General features: G+C 71.4%; 14 protein-coding genes. 1 reads left to right on the top strand and 13 read right to left on the bottom strand.

Annotated features, from left to right (window positions below; translation table 11 throughout):
• Positions 1-8: 8 nt before the first annotated feature.
• The 6 genes from carB to pyrR form a co-directional block, all read right to left on the bottom strand.
• Positions 9-3,317, bottom strand: coding sequence for a carbamoyl-phosphate synthase large subunit (carB, locus tag AB0E07_RS24790; protein ID WP_362256133.1), 3,309 nt, complete (start codon positions 3,315-3,317; stop codon positions 9-11).
• Complete coding sequence (gene carA / locus AB0E07_RS24785) at positions 3,310-4,452, bottom strand: glutamine-hydrolyzing carbamoyl-phosphate synthase small subunit (protein ID WP_362256130.1); 1,143 nt, start codon at positions 4,450-4,452, stop codon at positions 3,310-3,312. Before carA ends, carB begins: the two co-directional genes overlap by 8 nt.
• Complete coding sequence (locus tag AB0E07_RS24780) at positions 4,449-5,009, bottom strand: hypothetical protein (protein WP_362256127.1); 561 nt, start codon at positions 5,007-5,009, stop codon at positions 4,449-4,451. The genes carA and AB0E07_RS24780 overlap by 4 nt, the downstream gene beginning before the upstream one ends.
• On the bottom strand, positions 5,006-6,301 hold the full coding sequence (locus tag AB0E07_RS24775; protein ID WP_362256125.1) for a dihydroorotase: 1,296 nt from the start codon (positions 6,299-6,301) through the stop codon (positions 5,006-5,008). The genes AB0E07_RS24780 and AB0E07_RS24775 overlap by 4 nt, the downstream gene beginning before the upstream one ends.
• 4 nt (positions 6,302-6,305) lie before the next feature.
• Positions 6,306-7,283 carry an aspartate carbamoyltransferase catalytic subunit gene (locus AB0E07_RS24770; protein WP_362256122.1) on the bottom strand — a complete coding sequence of 326 codons (978 nt, stop codon included), beginning with the start codon at positions 7,281-7,283 and terminating at the stop codon, positions 6,306-6,308.
• An 84-nt stretch (positions 7,284-7,367) separates the two neighbouring features.
• Complete coding sequence (pyrR, locus tag AB0E07_RS24765; protein WP_362256119.1) at positions 7,368-7,925, bottom strand: bifunctional pyr operon transcriptional regulator/uracil phosphoribosyltransferase PyrR; 558 nt, start codon at positions 7,923-7,925, stop codon at positions 7,368-7,370.
• A gap of 252 nt (positions 7,926-8,177) precedes the next feature.
• Here pyrR and bldD point away from each other — a divergent pair, with 252 nt between their 5' ends.
• Positions 8,178-8,678: a transcriptional regulator BldD gene (gene bldD / locus AB0E07_RS24760; protein WP_019059743.1), complete on the top strand. Its 501-nt coding sequence runs from the start codon at positions 8,178-8,180 to the stop codon at positions 8,676-8,678.
• Positions 8,679-8,914: 236 nt separating this feature from the next.
• Here bldD and nusB read toward each other — a convergent pair whose 3' ends face one another.
• The 7 genes from nusB to aroC all read right to left on the bottom strand — a co-directional run bounded on the left by nusB (position 8,915) and on the right by aroC (position 14,978).
• Positions 8,915-9,349 (bottom strand): transcription antitermination factor NusB, encoded by a 435-nt coding sequence (nusB, locus tag AB0E07_RS24755; protein WP_362256115.1) that lies wholly within the window; start codon positions 9,347-9,349, stop codon positions 8,915-8,917.
• A gap of 2 nt (positions 9,350-9,351) precedes the next feature.
• Positions 9,352-9,918: an elongation factor P gene (gene efp / locus AB0E07_RS24750; RefSeq protein WP_055522452.1), complete on the bottom strand. Its 567-nt coding sequence runs from the start codon at positions 9,916-9,918 to the stop codon at positions 9,352-9,354.
• A gap of 51 nt (positions 9,919-9,969) precedes the next feature.
• A complete protein-coding gene (locus AB0E07_RS24745) occupies positions 9,970-11,076 on the bottom strand; it encodes an aminopeptidase P family protein (protein ID WP_362256112.1) in 1,107 nt (368 codons plus the stop codon).
• A 90-nt stretch (positions 11,077-11,166) separates the two neighbouring features.
• Positions 11,167-12,027 (bottom strand): Pro-rich N-terminal domain-containing protein, encoded by an 861-nt coding sequence (locus AB0E07_RS24740; protein ID WP_362256109.1) that lies wholly within the window; start codon positions 12,025-12,027, stop codon positions 11,167-11,169.
• A gap of 163 nt (positions 12,028-12,190) precedes the next feature.
• Positions 12,191-13,282, bottom strand: a complete 1,092-nt coding sequence (gene aroB / locus AB0E07_RS24735) for a 3-dehydroquinate synthase (protein WP_362256106.1) — start codon at positions 13,280-13,282, stop codon at positions 12,191-12,193.
• On the bottom strand, positions 13,279-13,797 hold the full coding sequence (locus AB0E07_RS24730; RefSeq protein ID WP_362256104.1) for a shikimate kinase: 519 nt from the start codon (positions 13,795-13,797) through the stop codon (positions 13,279-13,281). Before AB0E07_RS24730 ends, aroB begins: the two co-directional genes overlap by 4 nt.
• Positions 13,794-14,978 carry a chorismate synthase gene (gene aroC / locus AB0E07_RS24725; protein WP_362256101.1) on the bottom strand — a complete coding sequence of 395 codons (1,185 nt, stop codon included), beginning with the start codon at positions 14,976-14,978 and terminating at the stop codon, positions 13,794-13,796. The genes AB0E07_RS24730 and aroC overlap by 4 nt, the downstream gene beginning before the upstream one ends.
• Positions 14,979-15,339: the final 361 nt, after the last annotated feature.

Genomic DNA, 15,339 nt, shown 5'->3' with positions numbered 1-15,339 from the left:
CAGGGCTGCTAGTCGCGGGCCGCGGTCAGGTGTTCCGCGTGTTCCTGGAGCGAGCGGACGCCGACGTCGCCGTGGTTGAGGGCGTCGATGCCCTGGACGGCGGCGGCGAGCGCCTGCACGGTCGTCAGACACGGCACGGACCGTGCGACGGCCGCCGTACGGATCTCGTAGCCGTCCAGGCGGCCCCCGGTGCCGTACGGGGTGTTGACGATGAGGTTGACCTCGCCGTCGTGGATGAGCTGGACGATGGTCTTCTCGCCGTTGGGGCCGGTGCCCTCGGACTGCTTGCGCACCACGGCGGCGTTGATGCCGTTGCGCTTGAGGACCTCGGCGGTGCCGGAGGTGGCCAGCAGCTCGAAGCCGTGCGCGACCAGCTCGCGCGCGGGGAAGATCACCGACCGCTTGTCCCGGTTGGCGACCGAGATGAAGGCGCGGCCCTTCGTGGGCAGCGGGCCGTAGGCGCCGGCCTGGGACTTGGCGTAGGCGGTGCCGAAGACGGAGTCGATGCCCATGACCTCGCCGGTGGAGCGCATCTCCGGGCCGAGGACGGTGTCGACGCCGCGGCCGTGGATGTCGCGGAAGCGCGACCACGGCATGACGGCCTCCTTGACGGAGATCGGCGCGTCCAGGGGCAGCTCGCCGCCGTCGCCGGTGCGCGGCAGCAGCCCCTCGGCCCGCAGTTCGGCGACGGTCGCGCCGAGCGAGATCCGGGCGGCGGCCTTGGCCAGCGGCACCGCGGTGGCCTTCGAGGTGAAGGGGACGGTGCGGGAGGCGCGCGGGTTGGCCTCCAGGACGTAGAGGATGTCGCCCGCCATCGCGAACTGGATGTTGATCAGTCCGCGGACGCCGACGCCCTTGGCGATGGCCTCCGTCGAGGCGCGCAGGCGCTTGATGTCGAAGCCGCCGAGGGTGATCGGGGGCAGCGCGCACGCGGAGTCGCCGGAGTGGATGCCGGCCTCCTCGATGTGCTCCATCACGCCGCCGAGGTAGAGCTCCTCGCCGTCGTAGAGGGCGTCGACGTCGATCTCGATGGCGTCGTCCAGGAAGCGGTCGACGAGGACCGGCCGGGTGGGGCTGATCTCGGTCGACTCGGCGATGTACGACTCCAGCCGGGTCTCGTCGTAGACGATCTCCATGCCGCGTCCGCCGAGGACGTAGGAGGGCCGCACGAGGACCGGGTAGCCGATCTCGTCGGCGATGGCCTTGGCCTCGGCGAAGGTGGTGGCGGTGCCGTGCTTGGGCGCCGGGAGGCCGGCCTCCTTCAGCACGCGGCCGAAGGCGCCGCGGTCCTCGGCGGCGTGGATCGCCTCCGGGGAGGTGCCCACGACCGGCACTCCGTTGTCCTTGAGCGCCTGCGCCAGGCCCAGCGGGGTCTGGCCGCCGAGCTGCACGATCACGCCCGCGATCGGGCCGGCCTGGGCCTCCGCGTGGACGATCTCCAGCACGTCCTCCAGGGTGAGCGGCTCGAAGTAGAGCCGGTCGGAGGTGTCGTAGTCGGTGGAGACGGTCTCCGGGTTGCAGTTGACCATGACGGTCTCGAACCCGGCCTCGCTCAGCGCGAAGGAGGCGTGGACGCAGGAGTAGTCGAACTCGATGCCCTGGCCGATGCGGTTGGGGCCGGAGCCGAGGATGATCACCGCGGGCTTCTCGCGCGGGGCGACCTCGGTCTCCTCGTCGTAGGACGAGTAGAAGTACGGGGTCCGCGCGGCGAACTCGGCGGCGCAGGTGTCGACGGTCTTGTAGACCGGGCGGATGCCGAGCGCGTGCCGGACCTCGCGGACGACGTCCTCGCGCAGGCCGCGGATCTCACCGATCTGCTGGTCGGAGAAGCCGTGGTGCTTGGCCTCGGCGAGCAGTTCGGGGGTCAGCTCGGCGGCCTCGGCCAGCTCGTCGGCGGTCTCCTTGATCAGGAAGAGCTGGTCGACGAACCAGGGGTCGATCTTCGTGTACTCGAAGACCTCCTCGGGCGTGGCGCCCGCGCGGATGGCCTGCATGACGGTGTTGATCCGGCCGTCGGTGGGGCGCACGGCCTCGCGGAGCAGTTCCTCCTTGTCGCCGGTCTCGCCGACGAAGGTGAACTGGCTGCCCTTCCTCTCCAGCGAGCGCAGCGCCTTCTGGAAGGCCTCGGTGAAGTTGCGGCCGATGGCCATGGCCTCGCCGACCGACTTCATGGTGGTGGTGAGGGTGGAGTCGGCGGAGGGGAACTTCTCGAAGGCGAACCGCGGGGCCTTCACCACCACGTAGTCGAGCGTGGGCTCGAAGGAGGCCGGGGTCTCCTGGGTGATGTCGTTCGGGATCTCGTCGAGGGTGTAGCCGACGGCGAGCTTGGCGGCGATCTTGGCGATCGGGAAGCCGGTCGCCTTGGAGGCGAGCGCCGAGGACCGCGACACACGCGGGTTCATCTCGATGACGATCACGCGACCGTCCTCGGGGTTCACCGCGAACTGGATGTTGCAGCCGCCGGTGTCGACGCCGACCTCGCGGATGATCGCGATGCCGACGTCGCGCAGCACCTGGTACTCGCGGTCGGTCAGGGTCATCGCCGGGGCGACGGTGATGGAGTCACCGGTGTGCACGCCCATGGGGTCGAAGTTCTCGATGGAGCAGACGACCACGACGTTGTCGTGCTTGTCGCGCATCAGCTCCAGCTCGTACTCCTTCCAGCCGAGGATGGACTCCTCCAGGAGCACCTCGGTGGTCGGCGAGAGGGTGAGGCCCTGTCCGGCGATGCGGCGCAGCTCCTCCTCGTCGTGTGCGAAGCCGGAGCCGGCGCCGCCCATGGTGAAGGAGGGGCGGACGACGACCGGGTAGCCGCCGAGCGTCTCGACGCCCTGGAGGACGTCGTCCATGGAGTGGCAGATCACCGAGCGGGCGGACTCGCCGTGCCCGATCTTGCCGCGCACGGCCTCGACGACCGCCTTGAACAGGTCGCGGTCCTCGCCCTTGTTGATCGCCTCGACGTTGGCGCCGATCAGCTCGACGCCGTACTTGGCGAGGGTGCCGGCCTGGTCCAGCGAGATCGCGGTGTTCAGCGCGGTCTGGCCGCCCAGGGTGGGCAGCAGGGCGTCGGGGCGCTCCTTGGCGATGATCTTCTCGACGAACTCCGGGGTGATCGGCTCGACGTAGGTCGCGTCGGCGATCTCCGGGTCGGTCATGATCGTCGCCGGGTTGGAGTTGACGAGGATGACGCGCAGGCCCTCGGACTTGAGCACCCGGCACGCCTGGGTGCCGGAGTAGTCGAACTCGGCGGCCTGGCCGATGACGATCGGGCCGGAGCCGATGACCAGGACGGACTGGATATCGGTGCGCTTAGGCACGCTGGCCCTCCATCAGGGAGACGAAACGGTCGAACAGGTAGGCCGCGTCGTGCGGGCCCGCCGCCGCTTCCGGGTGGTACTGGACGCTGAAGGCGGGCTGGTCGAGCAGCTGGAGGCCTTCCACCACGTTGTCGTTGAGGCAGACGTGGGAGACCTCGGCGCGGCCGTAGGGGGTGTCGGACACCTTGTCGAGCGGGGCGTCGACGGCGAAGCCGTGGTTGTGCGCGGTGACCTCGACCTTGCCGGTCGTACGGTCCTGCACGGGCTGGTTGATGCCGCGGTGGCCGTACTTCAGCTTGTAGGTGCCGAAGCCGAGCGAGCGGCCCAGGATCTGGTTGCCGAAGCAGATGCCGAAGAGCGGGGTCTTCCGCTCCAGCACGCCCCGCATGACGGAGACGGCGTGGTCGGCGGTGGCCGGGTCACCGGGGCCGTTGGAGAAGAACACGCCGTCCGGGGCGACCGCGTAGACGTCCTCGACGGTGGCGGTGGCGGGCAGCACGTGCACCTCGATGCCGCGCTCGGCCATCCGGTGCGGGGTCATGCCCTTGATGCCGAGGTCCACGGCGGCGACGGTGTACTTCTTCTCGCCGATCGCGGGGACGACGTACGCCTCCTTGGTGGCGACCTCGGCGGAGAGGTCGGCGCCCTTCATCTCGGGGGCCTGGCGGACCTCGGCGAGCATGGTGCCCTCGTCGGGCAGGGCGTTGCCGGAGAAGACGCCGACGCGCATGGCGCCGCGCTCGCGCAGGTGGCGGGTGAGGGCGCGGGTGTCGACGCCGGAGATCCCGACGACGCCCTGGCGGCGCAGTTCCTCGTCCAGTGAGCGCTTCGAGCGCCAGTTGGAGGGCACGCGCGCGGGGTCGCGCACGACGTAGCCGGCGACCCAGATCCGCGCGCTCTCCGGGTCCTCGTCGTTGACGCCGGTGTTGCCGACGTGCGGCGCGGTCATCACGACGACCTGGCGGTGGTACGACGGGTCGGTGAGGGTCTCCTGGTAACCGGTCATCCCGGTGGAGAACACGGCCTCGCCGAAGGTCACCCCCACGGCCCCGTAGGCGCGGCCGCGGAAGATCCGGCCGTCCTCCAGGACGAGGACGGCGGGAACCTTGGTGGCTCCCCTTGTGGAGGTCGTCATCGTGCGCCTTCCATGTCGTTGATCATCTGGTTCAGGGTGTCGACCCATGCGGTGTGCTCGGCGGCGGTGTCCGAGCGGAAGCCGGAGTCGATCAGGCGGTCGCCGTGCGCCCAGGTCACGACGAGCAGGCCGCCCTCGGTGAGCACCTTTCCGGCGATGCCCTTGTCGAGCCGGGCCTCGCGCAGCTGTGCGGCCGGGACGAAGAAGTCGGTCGCCCCGGGGCGTACGACGTCCAGGCCCGCGTCGGTCAGCGTGAGCTCGACCCGGCTGCGGGTGCCCAGGCCGTGCGCCACGATGCGGTCCAGCCACTGTCCGGCGGTGGTGGAGCCGTGGTAGCGGCCGCTCATCGTCAGTGTCGCCTCGCCGGGCTCGGACGGCGCGCCGGGCAGCTCGGGCAGGTCGCCCTGGAGCGTGCCGCGCCATTTCCAGCCCTCGCGCATCAGCCAGTAGACGAGCGCGACGAAGAGGGCCAGGCCGACCAGCCAGCCGATCCTGGCTGCCCAGTCGGTCACCTCGGCCGACTTCTGTTCGGCCGCGAGCAGGGTTACAGGTGTCACGTGAGCTTCCCGTCGACGAGCGTGGCCTTGCCCCGGAGCCACGTGTGCGTCACACGGCCCGGCAGCTCACGCCCCTCGTACGGGGTGTTGCGGCTGCGCGAGGCGAAGCCCGCGGGGTCCACGGACCCACGGTATGCCGTGTCGACGAGCGTGAGGTTGGCGGGCTCACCAGCCGAGACGGGACGGCCGTGTCCCTTGGCCCGCCCGATCGAGGCGGGCTTGAAGGACATACGGTCGGCGACCCCGGCCCAGGTGAGGAGTCCGGTCTCCACCATGGTCTCCTGCACCACCGACAGCGCGGTCTCCAGGCCCACCATGCCCATGGCGGCCGCGGCCCACTCGCAGTCCTTGTCCTCGTGAGGGTGCGGGGCGTGGTCGGTGGCCACGATGTCGATCGTGCCGTCCGCGAGGGCCTCGCGCAGCGCCAGTACGTCGCGCTCGGTGCGCAGCGGCGGGTTCACCTTGTAGACCGGGTTGTAGCTGCGCACCAGTTCGTCGGTGAGGAGCAGGTGGTGCGGGGTGACCTCGGCGGTGACGTCGATGCCGCGGGACTTCGCCCAGCGCACGATCTCCACGGAGCCGGCGGTCGACAGGTGGCAGATGTGGACGCGGGAGCCGACGTGCTCGGCGAGCAGGACGTCCCGGGCGATGATCGACTCCTCGGCCACCGCGGGCCAGCCCCCGAGTCCCAGCTCGGCGGAGACGACGCCCTCGTTCATCTGGGCGCCCTCGGTCAGCCGCGGCTCCTGGGCGTGCTGGGCCACGACCCCGCCGAAGGCCTTCACGTACTCCAGCGCCCGGCGCATGATCACGGCGTCGTCGACGCACTTGCCGTCGTCGGAGAAGACGGTGACCCCGGCGGCCGACTCGTGCATGGCGCCCAGCTCGGCGAGCTTCCTGCCCTCCAGGCCGACGGTGACGGCGCCGATGGGCTGGACGTCGCAGTAGCCGTGCTCCCGGCCGAGCCGGTAGACCTGCTCGACCACGCCGGCGGTGTCGGCGACGGGGAAGGTGTTGGCCATGGCGAACACGGCGGTGTAGCCGCCGGAGGCGGCCGCGCGGGTGCCGGTCAGGACGGTCTCGGAGTCCTCGCGGCCGGGCTCGCGCAGATGGGTGTGCAGGTCGACCAGGCCGGGCAGCAGCACCCGTCCGGCGGCCTCGACGACCTCGGCGCCCTCGGCGCCCTCGGCGCTCAGGCCGGTGCCGACCTCGGCGACGACCTCGCCGTCGATCAGCACGTCCTGCGGCTCGCCGCCGAGCACCTTCGCACCACGGATCAGGATCTTGCTCATGGTCTTACTTCTCCTCGACGCGGGTGTGGGTGACGGCGGGCTGGTTGCCGCCCAGCAGCAGGTACAGAACGGCCATCCGGATGGAGACTCCGTTTGCGACCTGCTCGACGACGGTGCAGCGGTCGGAGTCGGCGACCTCGGCGGTGATCTCCATGCCGCGCACCATCGGGCCGGGGTGCATCACGATGGCGTGCTCGGGCATCCTCGCCATGCGTTCGCCGTCGAGTCCGTAGCGCCGCGAGTACTCGCGCTCGGTCGGGAAGAACGCGGCGTTCATCCGCTCCCGCTGGACCCGGAGCATCATCACGGCGTCGGACTTGGGCAGCACGGCGTCGAGGTCGTACGAGACCGCGCAGGGCCAGGTCTCGACGCCGACCGGCACCAGGGTGGGCGGGGCGACCAGGGTGACCTCGGCGCCGAGGGTGTGCAGCAGGTCGACGTTGGAGCGGGCGACGCGGCTGTGCAGGACGTCGCCGACGAGCGTGATGCGCTTGCCGGCCAGGTCCTGGCCGAGCCCGGCGTCCCGGCCGACGAGCCGGCGGCGCATGGTGAAGGCGTCCAGCAGCGCCTGGGTGGGGTGCTGGTGGGTGCCGTCACCGGCGTTGATGACGACCGCGTCGATCCACCCGGAGGTGGCGAGCCGGTAGGGCGCCCCGGAGGCGCCGTGCCGGATGACCACGGCGTCGACGCCCATGGCCTCCAGGGTCTGGGCGGTGTCCTTCAGGGACTCGCCCTTGGAGACGCTGGATCCCTTGGCGGTGAAGTTGATGACGTCCGCGGACAGGCGCTTCTCGGCGGCCTCGAAGGAGATCCGGGTCCGCGTGGAGTCCTCGAAGAAGAGGTTGACGACGGTGCGGCCGCGCAGGGTCGGCAGCTTCTTGATGGGCCGGTCGGCCACCCGGGCCATCTCCTCGGCGGTGTCGAGGATCTGGACGGCGTCGTCGCGGGTGAGGTCGGCGGCCGAGATGAGATGACGCTGCATCTGTCAGGCTCCGTAAGGCAGTTCAGGATCGGGAGATTCCGGGCAGGCGAGGGCGCACCGGGGCGGTGCGTGCGCCGTCGGCCGCTACTGGGTCGGCTTCACACCGAGCAGCACGGTGTCGCGACCGTCCTCCTCGGTGAGCTGGACCTTGACCGTCTCCCGCAACGACGTGGGGAGGTTCTTGCCGACGTAGTCGGCGCGGATGGGCAGTTCGCGGTGGCCGCGGTCGACGAGGACCGCGAGCTGCACGGCGCGCGGCCGGCCGATGTCGTTCAGCGCGTCGAGGGCGGCGCGGATGGTGCGGCCGGAGAAGAGCACGTCGTCGACGAGGACGACGAGGCGGCCGTCGAGGCCGTCACCGGGGATCTCGGTGCGGGCCAGGGCGCGCGGCGGGTGCATGCGCAGGTCGTCGCGGTACATCGTGATGTCCAGCGAGCCGACCGGGATGGTGCGCTCGGTGATCTCCTGGAGCTTGTCGGCGAGCCGCCGGGCGAGGAAGACGCCCCGGGTCGGAATGCCGAGGAGCACCACGTCGTCGGCGCCCTTGGCGCGTTCGACGATCTCGTGGGCGATACGGGTCAGTACCCGTGCGATGTCGGGGCCTTCGAGAACGGGCCGCGCATCGGACGCTTGGGTGTCCATACGAAAAGGACCTCCTTCTCCGCCTCACGGGACGGACCTTAAAGGACGTCGGGTTTACGTCATCCACCGTAGCAGGCCGGGAAACGGACCCGGATCACCCCCTTGGCCCAATCGACCGTCACCACCACGGAAGAGTCGGTGTGGACCATTCGGCTTGACGCACAAGAGTCACGCTGCGTAACCTCACAGTGAGTTACCAGCCGCGCGGCAGGAAGACGGCCGGCCGCGTCGACACAGTGTCCGGGGAGCCATATGTCCAGCGAATACGCCAAACAGCTCGGGGCCAAGCTCCGGGCCATCCGCACCCAGCAGGGCCTTTCCCTCCACGGTGTCGAGGAGAAGTCCCAGGGCCGCTGGAAGGCCGTGGTGGTCGGCTCGTACGAGCGCGGCGACCGTGCCGTGACCGTGCAGCGTCTTGCCGAGCTGGCGGATTTCTACGGCGTTCCGGTGCAGGAGCTGCTGCCCGGCACCACTCCGGGCGGGGCCGCCGAGCCGCCGCCGAAGCTGGTGCTGGACCTGGAGCGGCTGGCCCACGTGCCGGCCGAGAAGGCGGGTCCCCTCCAGCGGTACGCCGCGACGATCCAGTCCCAGCGCGGTGACTACAACGGCAAGGTGCTCTCGATCCGCCAGGACGACCTGCGCACCCTCGCCGTCATCTACGACCAGTCCCCCTCCGTCCTCACGGAGCAGCTGATCAGCTGGGGCGTGCTGGACGCCGATGCCCGTCGCGCGGTGTCCCACGAGGAGAACTGAGCCTTCTGCCGACTGAGCAGAAACGTGCCGCCCGGGGCGGCCGGAACCGAAGGGTTCCGGCCCCCCGGCGGTGTTTCCGGGCGCCCCCGCGGTGTTTCCGGGCGCCTCGGACATGCCCAGGAGCCTCAGGAGCCCCCGCCGCCCCTGGAACACCCCGGACGGGCCCGCGGGGACCCTGGACATGCCTGAGGGCCCACAGCATGTCGCTGTGGGCCCTCAGGCGATGTCGGGTGCCCTTACGCCTCGTCCCGGCGCAGCGAGGGCTTGAGCTCCTTCAGACGGCCCAGGAGGCCGTTGACGAAGGAGGGCGACTCGTCCGTGGAGAACTCCTTGGCCAGCTGGACCATCTCGTCCAGCACGACGGCGTCCGGCGTCTCGTCGACCCAGATCAGCTCGTAGGCGCCGAGCCGCAACAGGTTGCGGTCGACGACCGGCATCCGGTCGAGCGTCCAGCCGACCGAGTACTGGGCGATCAGCTCGTCGATGCGCCGCGCGTGCTGCGCGTACCCCTCGACCAGCTGCATCGTGTACTCGCTCACCGGCGGCTGCCGGGTGTCGGCCCGGGAGAGCCGGACCCAGTCCGCGAGGACCGTCAGGACGTCGGCGCCGCGCTGGTCGCCCTCGAAGAGGATCTGGAAGGCGCGCTTGCGAGCCGTGTTGCGGGCAGCCACGGTTAGCTGTTCACCCGGCCGAGGTAGTCGCTGGTGCGGGTGTCGACCTTGATCTTCTCACCGGTGGTGATGAAGAGCGGGACCTGGATCTGGTGGCCGGTCTCCAGGGTGGCGGGCTTGGTGCCACCGGTGGAGCGGTCGCCCTGGACACCGGGCTCGGTCTCCTGGATGACGAGCTCGACGGCGGCCGGCAGCTCGACGAAGAGCACCTCGCCCTCGTGCTGCGCCACGGTGGCGGTGAAGCCCTCGATGAGGAAGTTGGCGGCGTCGCCGACGGCCTTGCGGTCGACCATCAGCTGGTCGTAGGTCTCCATGTCCATGAAGACGAAGTACTCGCCGTCCATGTAGGAGAACTGCATGTCGCGCTTGTCGACGGTGGCCGTCTCGACCTTCACGCCGGCGTTGAAGGTCTTGTCGACGACCTTCCCGGAGAGCACGTTCTTGAGCTTGGTGCGCACGAAGGCCGGGCCCTTGCCGGGCTTGACGTGCTGGAACTCGACGACGGACCACAGCTGGCCGCCATCGAGCTTGAGCACCATGCCGTTCTTGAGGTCGTTCGTGGAAGCCACGGTTGCGGAATCTCCTGGACTGACGTGGACGACCCCGGGGCACGCACCTGCCTAGAGGGCGAGCAGCTCCTTGGTCGTGATGGTGAGTAGCTCGGGTCCGCCGTCCGCCTCGGGGCGGACGACGAGCGTGTCATCGATCCGGACGCCGCCCCGTCCCGGGAGGTGGACCCCCGGTTCGACGGTGACCGGCACGCAAGCGTCCAGTTTACCCATGGCCGCGGGAGCCAACTGCGGGTCCTCGTCGATTTCGAGTCCGACGCCGTGACCGGTGAGCGCAGAGAGCCCCTCGGCATGCCCCGCGGAGTCCAGCACCTGCCGTGCCGCGCGGTCCACGTCGCGGTAGGCGGCACCGGGGGCGAGGGACTCCCGGCCCGCCCGCTGAGCGGCGAAGACGACGTCGTACAGCTCGATCTGCCAGTCCGCCGGAGAGGTGCCGATGACGAAGGTCCGGCCGATCTCGCAGCGGTAGCCGCGATACCTGGCGCCCAGGCACACGGAGAGGAAGTCGCCCTCCTCCACCCGCCGGTCGGTGGGCCGGTGGGCGCGCCTGCCGGAGTTCGGTCCGGTCGCGACCGAGGTGGGGAAGGCGGGGCCGTCGGCGCCGTGATCGACCAGGCGGCGTTCCAGCTCCAGGGCGAGGTGGCGTTCGGTGCGCCCGACGAGGATCGACTCCAGCAGTTCGCCCAGGGCCTGGTCGGCGATCTCGGCGCCGATGCGCAGACAGGAGATCTCCTCCTCGTCCTTGACCACCCTGAGCTGCTCGACTGCCGCGCCGAGGTCGGCGAGGCGGATCCGCGGGGCGACGGAGCGGATCGCCCGGTGCCGCGCCACGGTGAGGTGGTGCTCCTCCACGGCGAGCGACTCGGCGCTCTGCACCTCGGCGAAGTCGGCGGCGGCCACCGCCGGGTCGCCGCCCGCACCGGGCAGTATGTGCAGCCGCAGGGCCTCGTCCGGGCGGCCCTCGCCGGGGCGGTCGTCCGGCGGTGCCGTGCACACCAGGACGTCCTCGGTCGGGCCGATCAGCAGGGCCGCGCCCCTGGGGGCCGAGCCCGCGAGATAGCGGACGTTGGCGGGGCGGGTGACCAGCGCGGAGTCGCTGCCGCCGGCTTGGCAGCGGTCCCGGAGCCGGGAGCGACGGGTGGCGAACACCTCTGACATAGAACGAGCGTAGGAGCTGTGCGGGCGGGGCGCCGGTCGGGAGAGCCGAGTGGGGGTGCGCCGGGAGGCGTCGGTACCCGGGGAAGGGGCCTACCAGCTCGGCGGGCTCGCTATCGACCGCGCCAGCACCTCGTCCAGCACCTGGGCCGTCTGCGCCACGTCCAGCTGGGAGTTGTCGATGATCGGCAGTCCCGAGCCGTACCAGCCGGCCATGCGGCCGTGGATGCGGGCGACCTCCTCGTCGGTGAGGCGGCGGTTGCCGGAGCGTTCGGCGTTGCGCTCCAGGACGATCTCCAAACCGGGCAGCAGGACCACCGGGAGGAGGCCCGGACCCACATGGCGCTTCCAGCCGCCGAGGCCCACCACCGGGCGGTCGGGGAAGACCGCGTCGTCGAGGATGCAGGAGATGCCGTTGGCGAGGAAGTTGCGGGCCGCGAAGCCGCAGGTGCGGCGGGCCAGGCGGTACTGGGCCTCGGAGTGGTCGTTCCAGCCGGACTGGGGGTCGGCGAAGCCGGAGCGGACCCATTCGCGCACGTCGTCGAGGCTGATGTGGGCCGTGGGGACACGGCGGTGGTCGGCCCAGTACTTGGCGACGCTGGTCTTTCCGGCGCCGGCCGGGCCGATGAGCAGCACCGCGAGGGTCGTGCCGGAGGGGTCGGGCGCGGCCGGGGCGGGCGGGGTGCTGGGCACGGCGACCGGGCCGCCGGGCGGCAGCGGCACATGGCCGGTGGTGTCCGGGGGTGGTGGGACGTGCTGGTGCGGGGGCGGAACCGACCCGGGGGGCGGTCCGGTGAAGCCGGGGGCCGGGGGCGGCGGAGGCACGGGGGCGGCTCCCTGGTGGGGGCCCGGCTGCGGCGGGCCCTGGTGCGGTGCGGCCGGGGACCAGCCGGCGGCCGGTCCGTGCCCCGGCTGGTGGGGCGGCGGCAGCGGAGAACCCACTGGGTGCTGCATCCGGTGCCACTCCATCTCGTACGGGCCATGGGCGCTGGTCGTGGGGCGAACCCCGCTCCCTACCGAACGGTACCGCCCCCGGCCGTCGTTTGGTGAACGGCCGGGGGCGGTCCGAAGTGCCCCCGGGCACAGGGAAAATCGGGCGTTCATCGCCCCGGTGGACTTACTGCCCCACTTCGCCGTACGCGGCCAGCAGCACCGCGGGGTCGGGGCCCTCCATGACGGTGGGCTTCGCCAGGCCGTCCAGGACGATGAAGCGCAGCAGGTCGCCGCGGGACTTCTTGTCGACCTTCATGTTCTCCAGCAGCTTGGGCCACTGGTCGTAGCGGTAGTGCAGGGGAAGACCGACGGCCTCCAGGATGGCGCGGTGCCGGTCGGCGGTCGCGTCGTCGAGCCGGCCGGCCAGGCGGCCCAGTTCGGCGGCGAAGTGCATGCCGACGGCGACCGCGGCGCCGTGCCGCCACTTGTAGCGCTCGTTCTTCTCGATGGCGTGGCCGAGGGTGTGACCGTAGTTGAGGATCTCACGCAGTCCCGACTCCTTCAGGTCCGAGGAGACGACCTCGGCCTTGACCCGGATCGAGCGCTCGATCAGCTCGGCGGTGTGCGGGCCCTCGGGGGTGCGGGCGGCCTCGGGGTCGGACTCGATGAGTTCGAGGATCGCCGGGTCGGCGATGAAGCCGGCCTTGATGATCTCGGCCAGTCCGGAGACGTAGTCGTGGACCGGGAGGGAGTCCAGCGCGGCCAGGTCGCACAGCACGCCGGCGGGCGGGTGGAAGGCGCCGACGAGGTTCTTGCCCTCGGCGGTGTTGATGCCGGTCTTGCCGCCGACCGCCGCGTCGACCATGGCCAGGACCGTGGTGGGGACGGCGATCCAGCGCACCCCGCGCAGCCAGGTCGCGGCGACGAAGCCGGCGAGGTCCGTGGTGGCCCCGCCGCCGACGCCGACGACGACATCGGTGCGGGTGAACCCCGACTGGCCGAGCGCCTTCCAGCAGTAGGCGGCGACCTCGGCGGTCTTGGCCTCCTCCGCGTTCGGCACCTGGATGGCGACGGCCTCGTAGCCCTGTCCGGCGAGGTCGGCGCGCAGGGCGTCGCCGGTCTCCGCGAGGGCCTCGGGGTGGATGACGGCGACCCGCTTGGCCTTGTCGCCGATCAACCCGCCGAGTTCACCGAGGAGCTGACGGCCCACCAGGACCTCGTACGGCTCGCTGCCGGCCGTGCCGCCGACCTGGATCCGCGTCGCTGCCTCGCTCATGCTTCCTTCAACTCCAGTGCTTCCAGGGCGACTTGGGTGACTTCTTCGGGGGTGCGGCCGTCCGTGGCGACCACCACCGAGGCGATCTGCTCGTAGAGGTGGCGCCGGGCCTCCATCAGCTCGCGCCACTGCTTGCGCGGGTTGACCGCGAGCAGCGGACGGGCGGCGTTGAGGCCGGTGCGGCGGACCGCCTCCTCGACGTCCATGGAGAGGTAGACGACCCGCTGCCCGGCGAGCGCCGCGCGGGTGTCCTCGTCGAGGACGGCGCCGCCGCCCAGCGCCAGGACGCCCTGGTGCGAGGCGAGGGCGCGGGCCACGGCCTGCTTCTCGATCGCGCGGAAGGCGTCCTCGCCCTCGTCGACGAAGATCTCGGCGATCGTCCTGCCCTGGTCGGCGACGATGTCGTCGTCGGTGTCCCGGTAGCCCACCCCGAGCCGCTCGGCGAGCAGCTGTCCGACGGTCGACTTGCCGACGCCCATCGGACCGACCAGGACGACGACCGGCACCGGGCTCATCGGATGGCCAGGTTGTCGAGGTAGGAGCGGACGTTGCGCCGGGTCTCGGCCACGCTGTCGCCGCCGAACTTCTCCGCGACCGCGTCGGCGAGGACCAGCGCCACCATGGCCTCGCCGACGATGCCGGCGGCCGGGACGGCGGAGACGTCGGAGCGCTGGTGGTGGGCCTGGGTGGCCTCGCCGGTGGTGACGTCCACCGTCTGCAGGGCCCGCGGCACGGTCGCGATCGGCTTCATCGCGGCGCGGACGCGGAGCAGCTCACCGGTGCTCAGACCGCCCTCGGTGCCGCCGGCCCGGCCGGAGACCCGCTTGATGCCCTCGGGGGTGTTGACGATCTCGTCGTGGGCCTGCGAGCCGGGCACCCGCGCCAGCTCGAAGCCGTCGCCGAGCTCGACGCCCTTGATCGCCTGGATGCCCATGAGCGCGCCGGCGAGCCGGGCGTCCAGCTTGCGGTCCCAGTGCACGTGCGAGCCGAGGCCCACCGGCACTCCGTAGGCCAGGATCTCCACGACGCCGCCGAGGGTGTCGCCGTCCTTGTGGGCCTGGTCGACCTCGGCGACCATCGCCTTGGAGGCGTCCGCGTCCAGGCAGCGCAGCGGGTCGGCGTCCAGCTTCTCGACGTCGGCCGGGGTGGGGTACACCCCGTGCGGGGCCTTCACCGAGCAGAGCTCGACGACATGGCTGACGATCTCGATGCCGGCGGTCTCCTTCAGGTACGACCGCGCGACCGCGCCGAGCGCCACCCGGGCCGCCGTCTCACGCGCCGAGGCACGCTCCAGGATCGGCCGGGCCTCGTCGAAGCCGTACTTCTGCATACCCGCGAGGTCCGCGTGACCGGGGCGGGGCCGGGTCAGCGGGGCGTTGCGGGCGAGCCCGGCGAGGATCTCGGGGTCGACGGGGTCGGCCGCCATGACCTGCTCCCACTTCGGCCACTCGGTGTTCCCCACCATGACGGCCACCGGGGAGCCGAGGGTCAGACCGTGCCGGACGCCGCCGAGGAAGGTGACCTCGTCGCGCTCGAACTTCATCCGCGCACCGCGGCCGTAGCCGAGCCGGCGCCGGGCCAGGTGGTCCGCCACCATCTCCGTGGTGATCGGCACGCCGGCCGGGAGGCCCTCCAGCGTCGCCACGAGTGCGGGGCCGTGGGACTCCCCCGCGGTCAGCCAGCGCAACCTGCTCAACGATGCTCCTCAGTCCTCGCGCCCCGTACTGCTCCTCGTACACGTGTCCTCGCGTACGGCGACGGCAGGTCCGGGTGCGCGGCCCCGGCCCGCCATGTCCGATCCTCCCACGTCCCGGGGTCGTCCCCGGCCGCCGGTCCATCACTCGGACGCGAATGCGTCAGCCCGCGACGCGGCTGCGGCATCGGGCGGAGCCGACCTCCGTGCGCGGCTCAGGGGCCCAGAAGGGGGTTCCGCCGGACCGCGCCCTGCGAAGCCGGAGGGGTCCTAGCTGTATTGCCCTGTGAGGTTGGGGACGGGTGAGCCAGGTCTCGGCTGAGGCGTCTTGAACGGGCGAGGGCCTTCCGGTTCGGTGTGGATT

Source organism: Streptomyces sp. NPDC048002, from assembly GCF_040653275.1.
Classification (GTDB): domain Bacteria; phylum Actinomycetota; class Actinomycetes; order Streptomycetales; family Streptomycetaceae; genus Streptomyces.
This window is presented reverse-complemented; position numbering and strand designations above follow the sequence as displayed.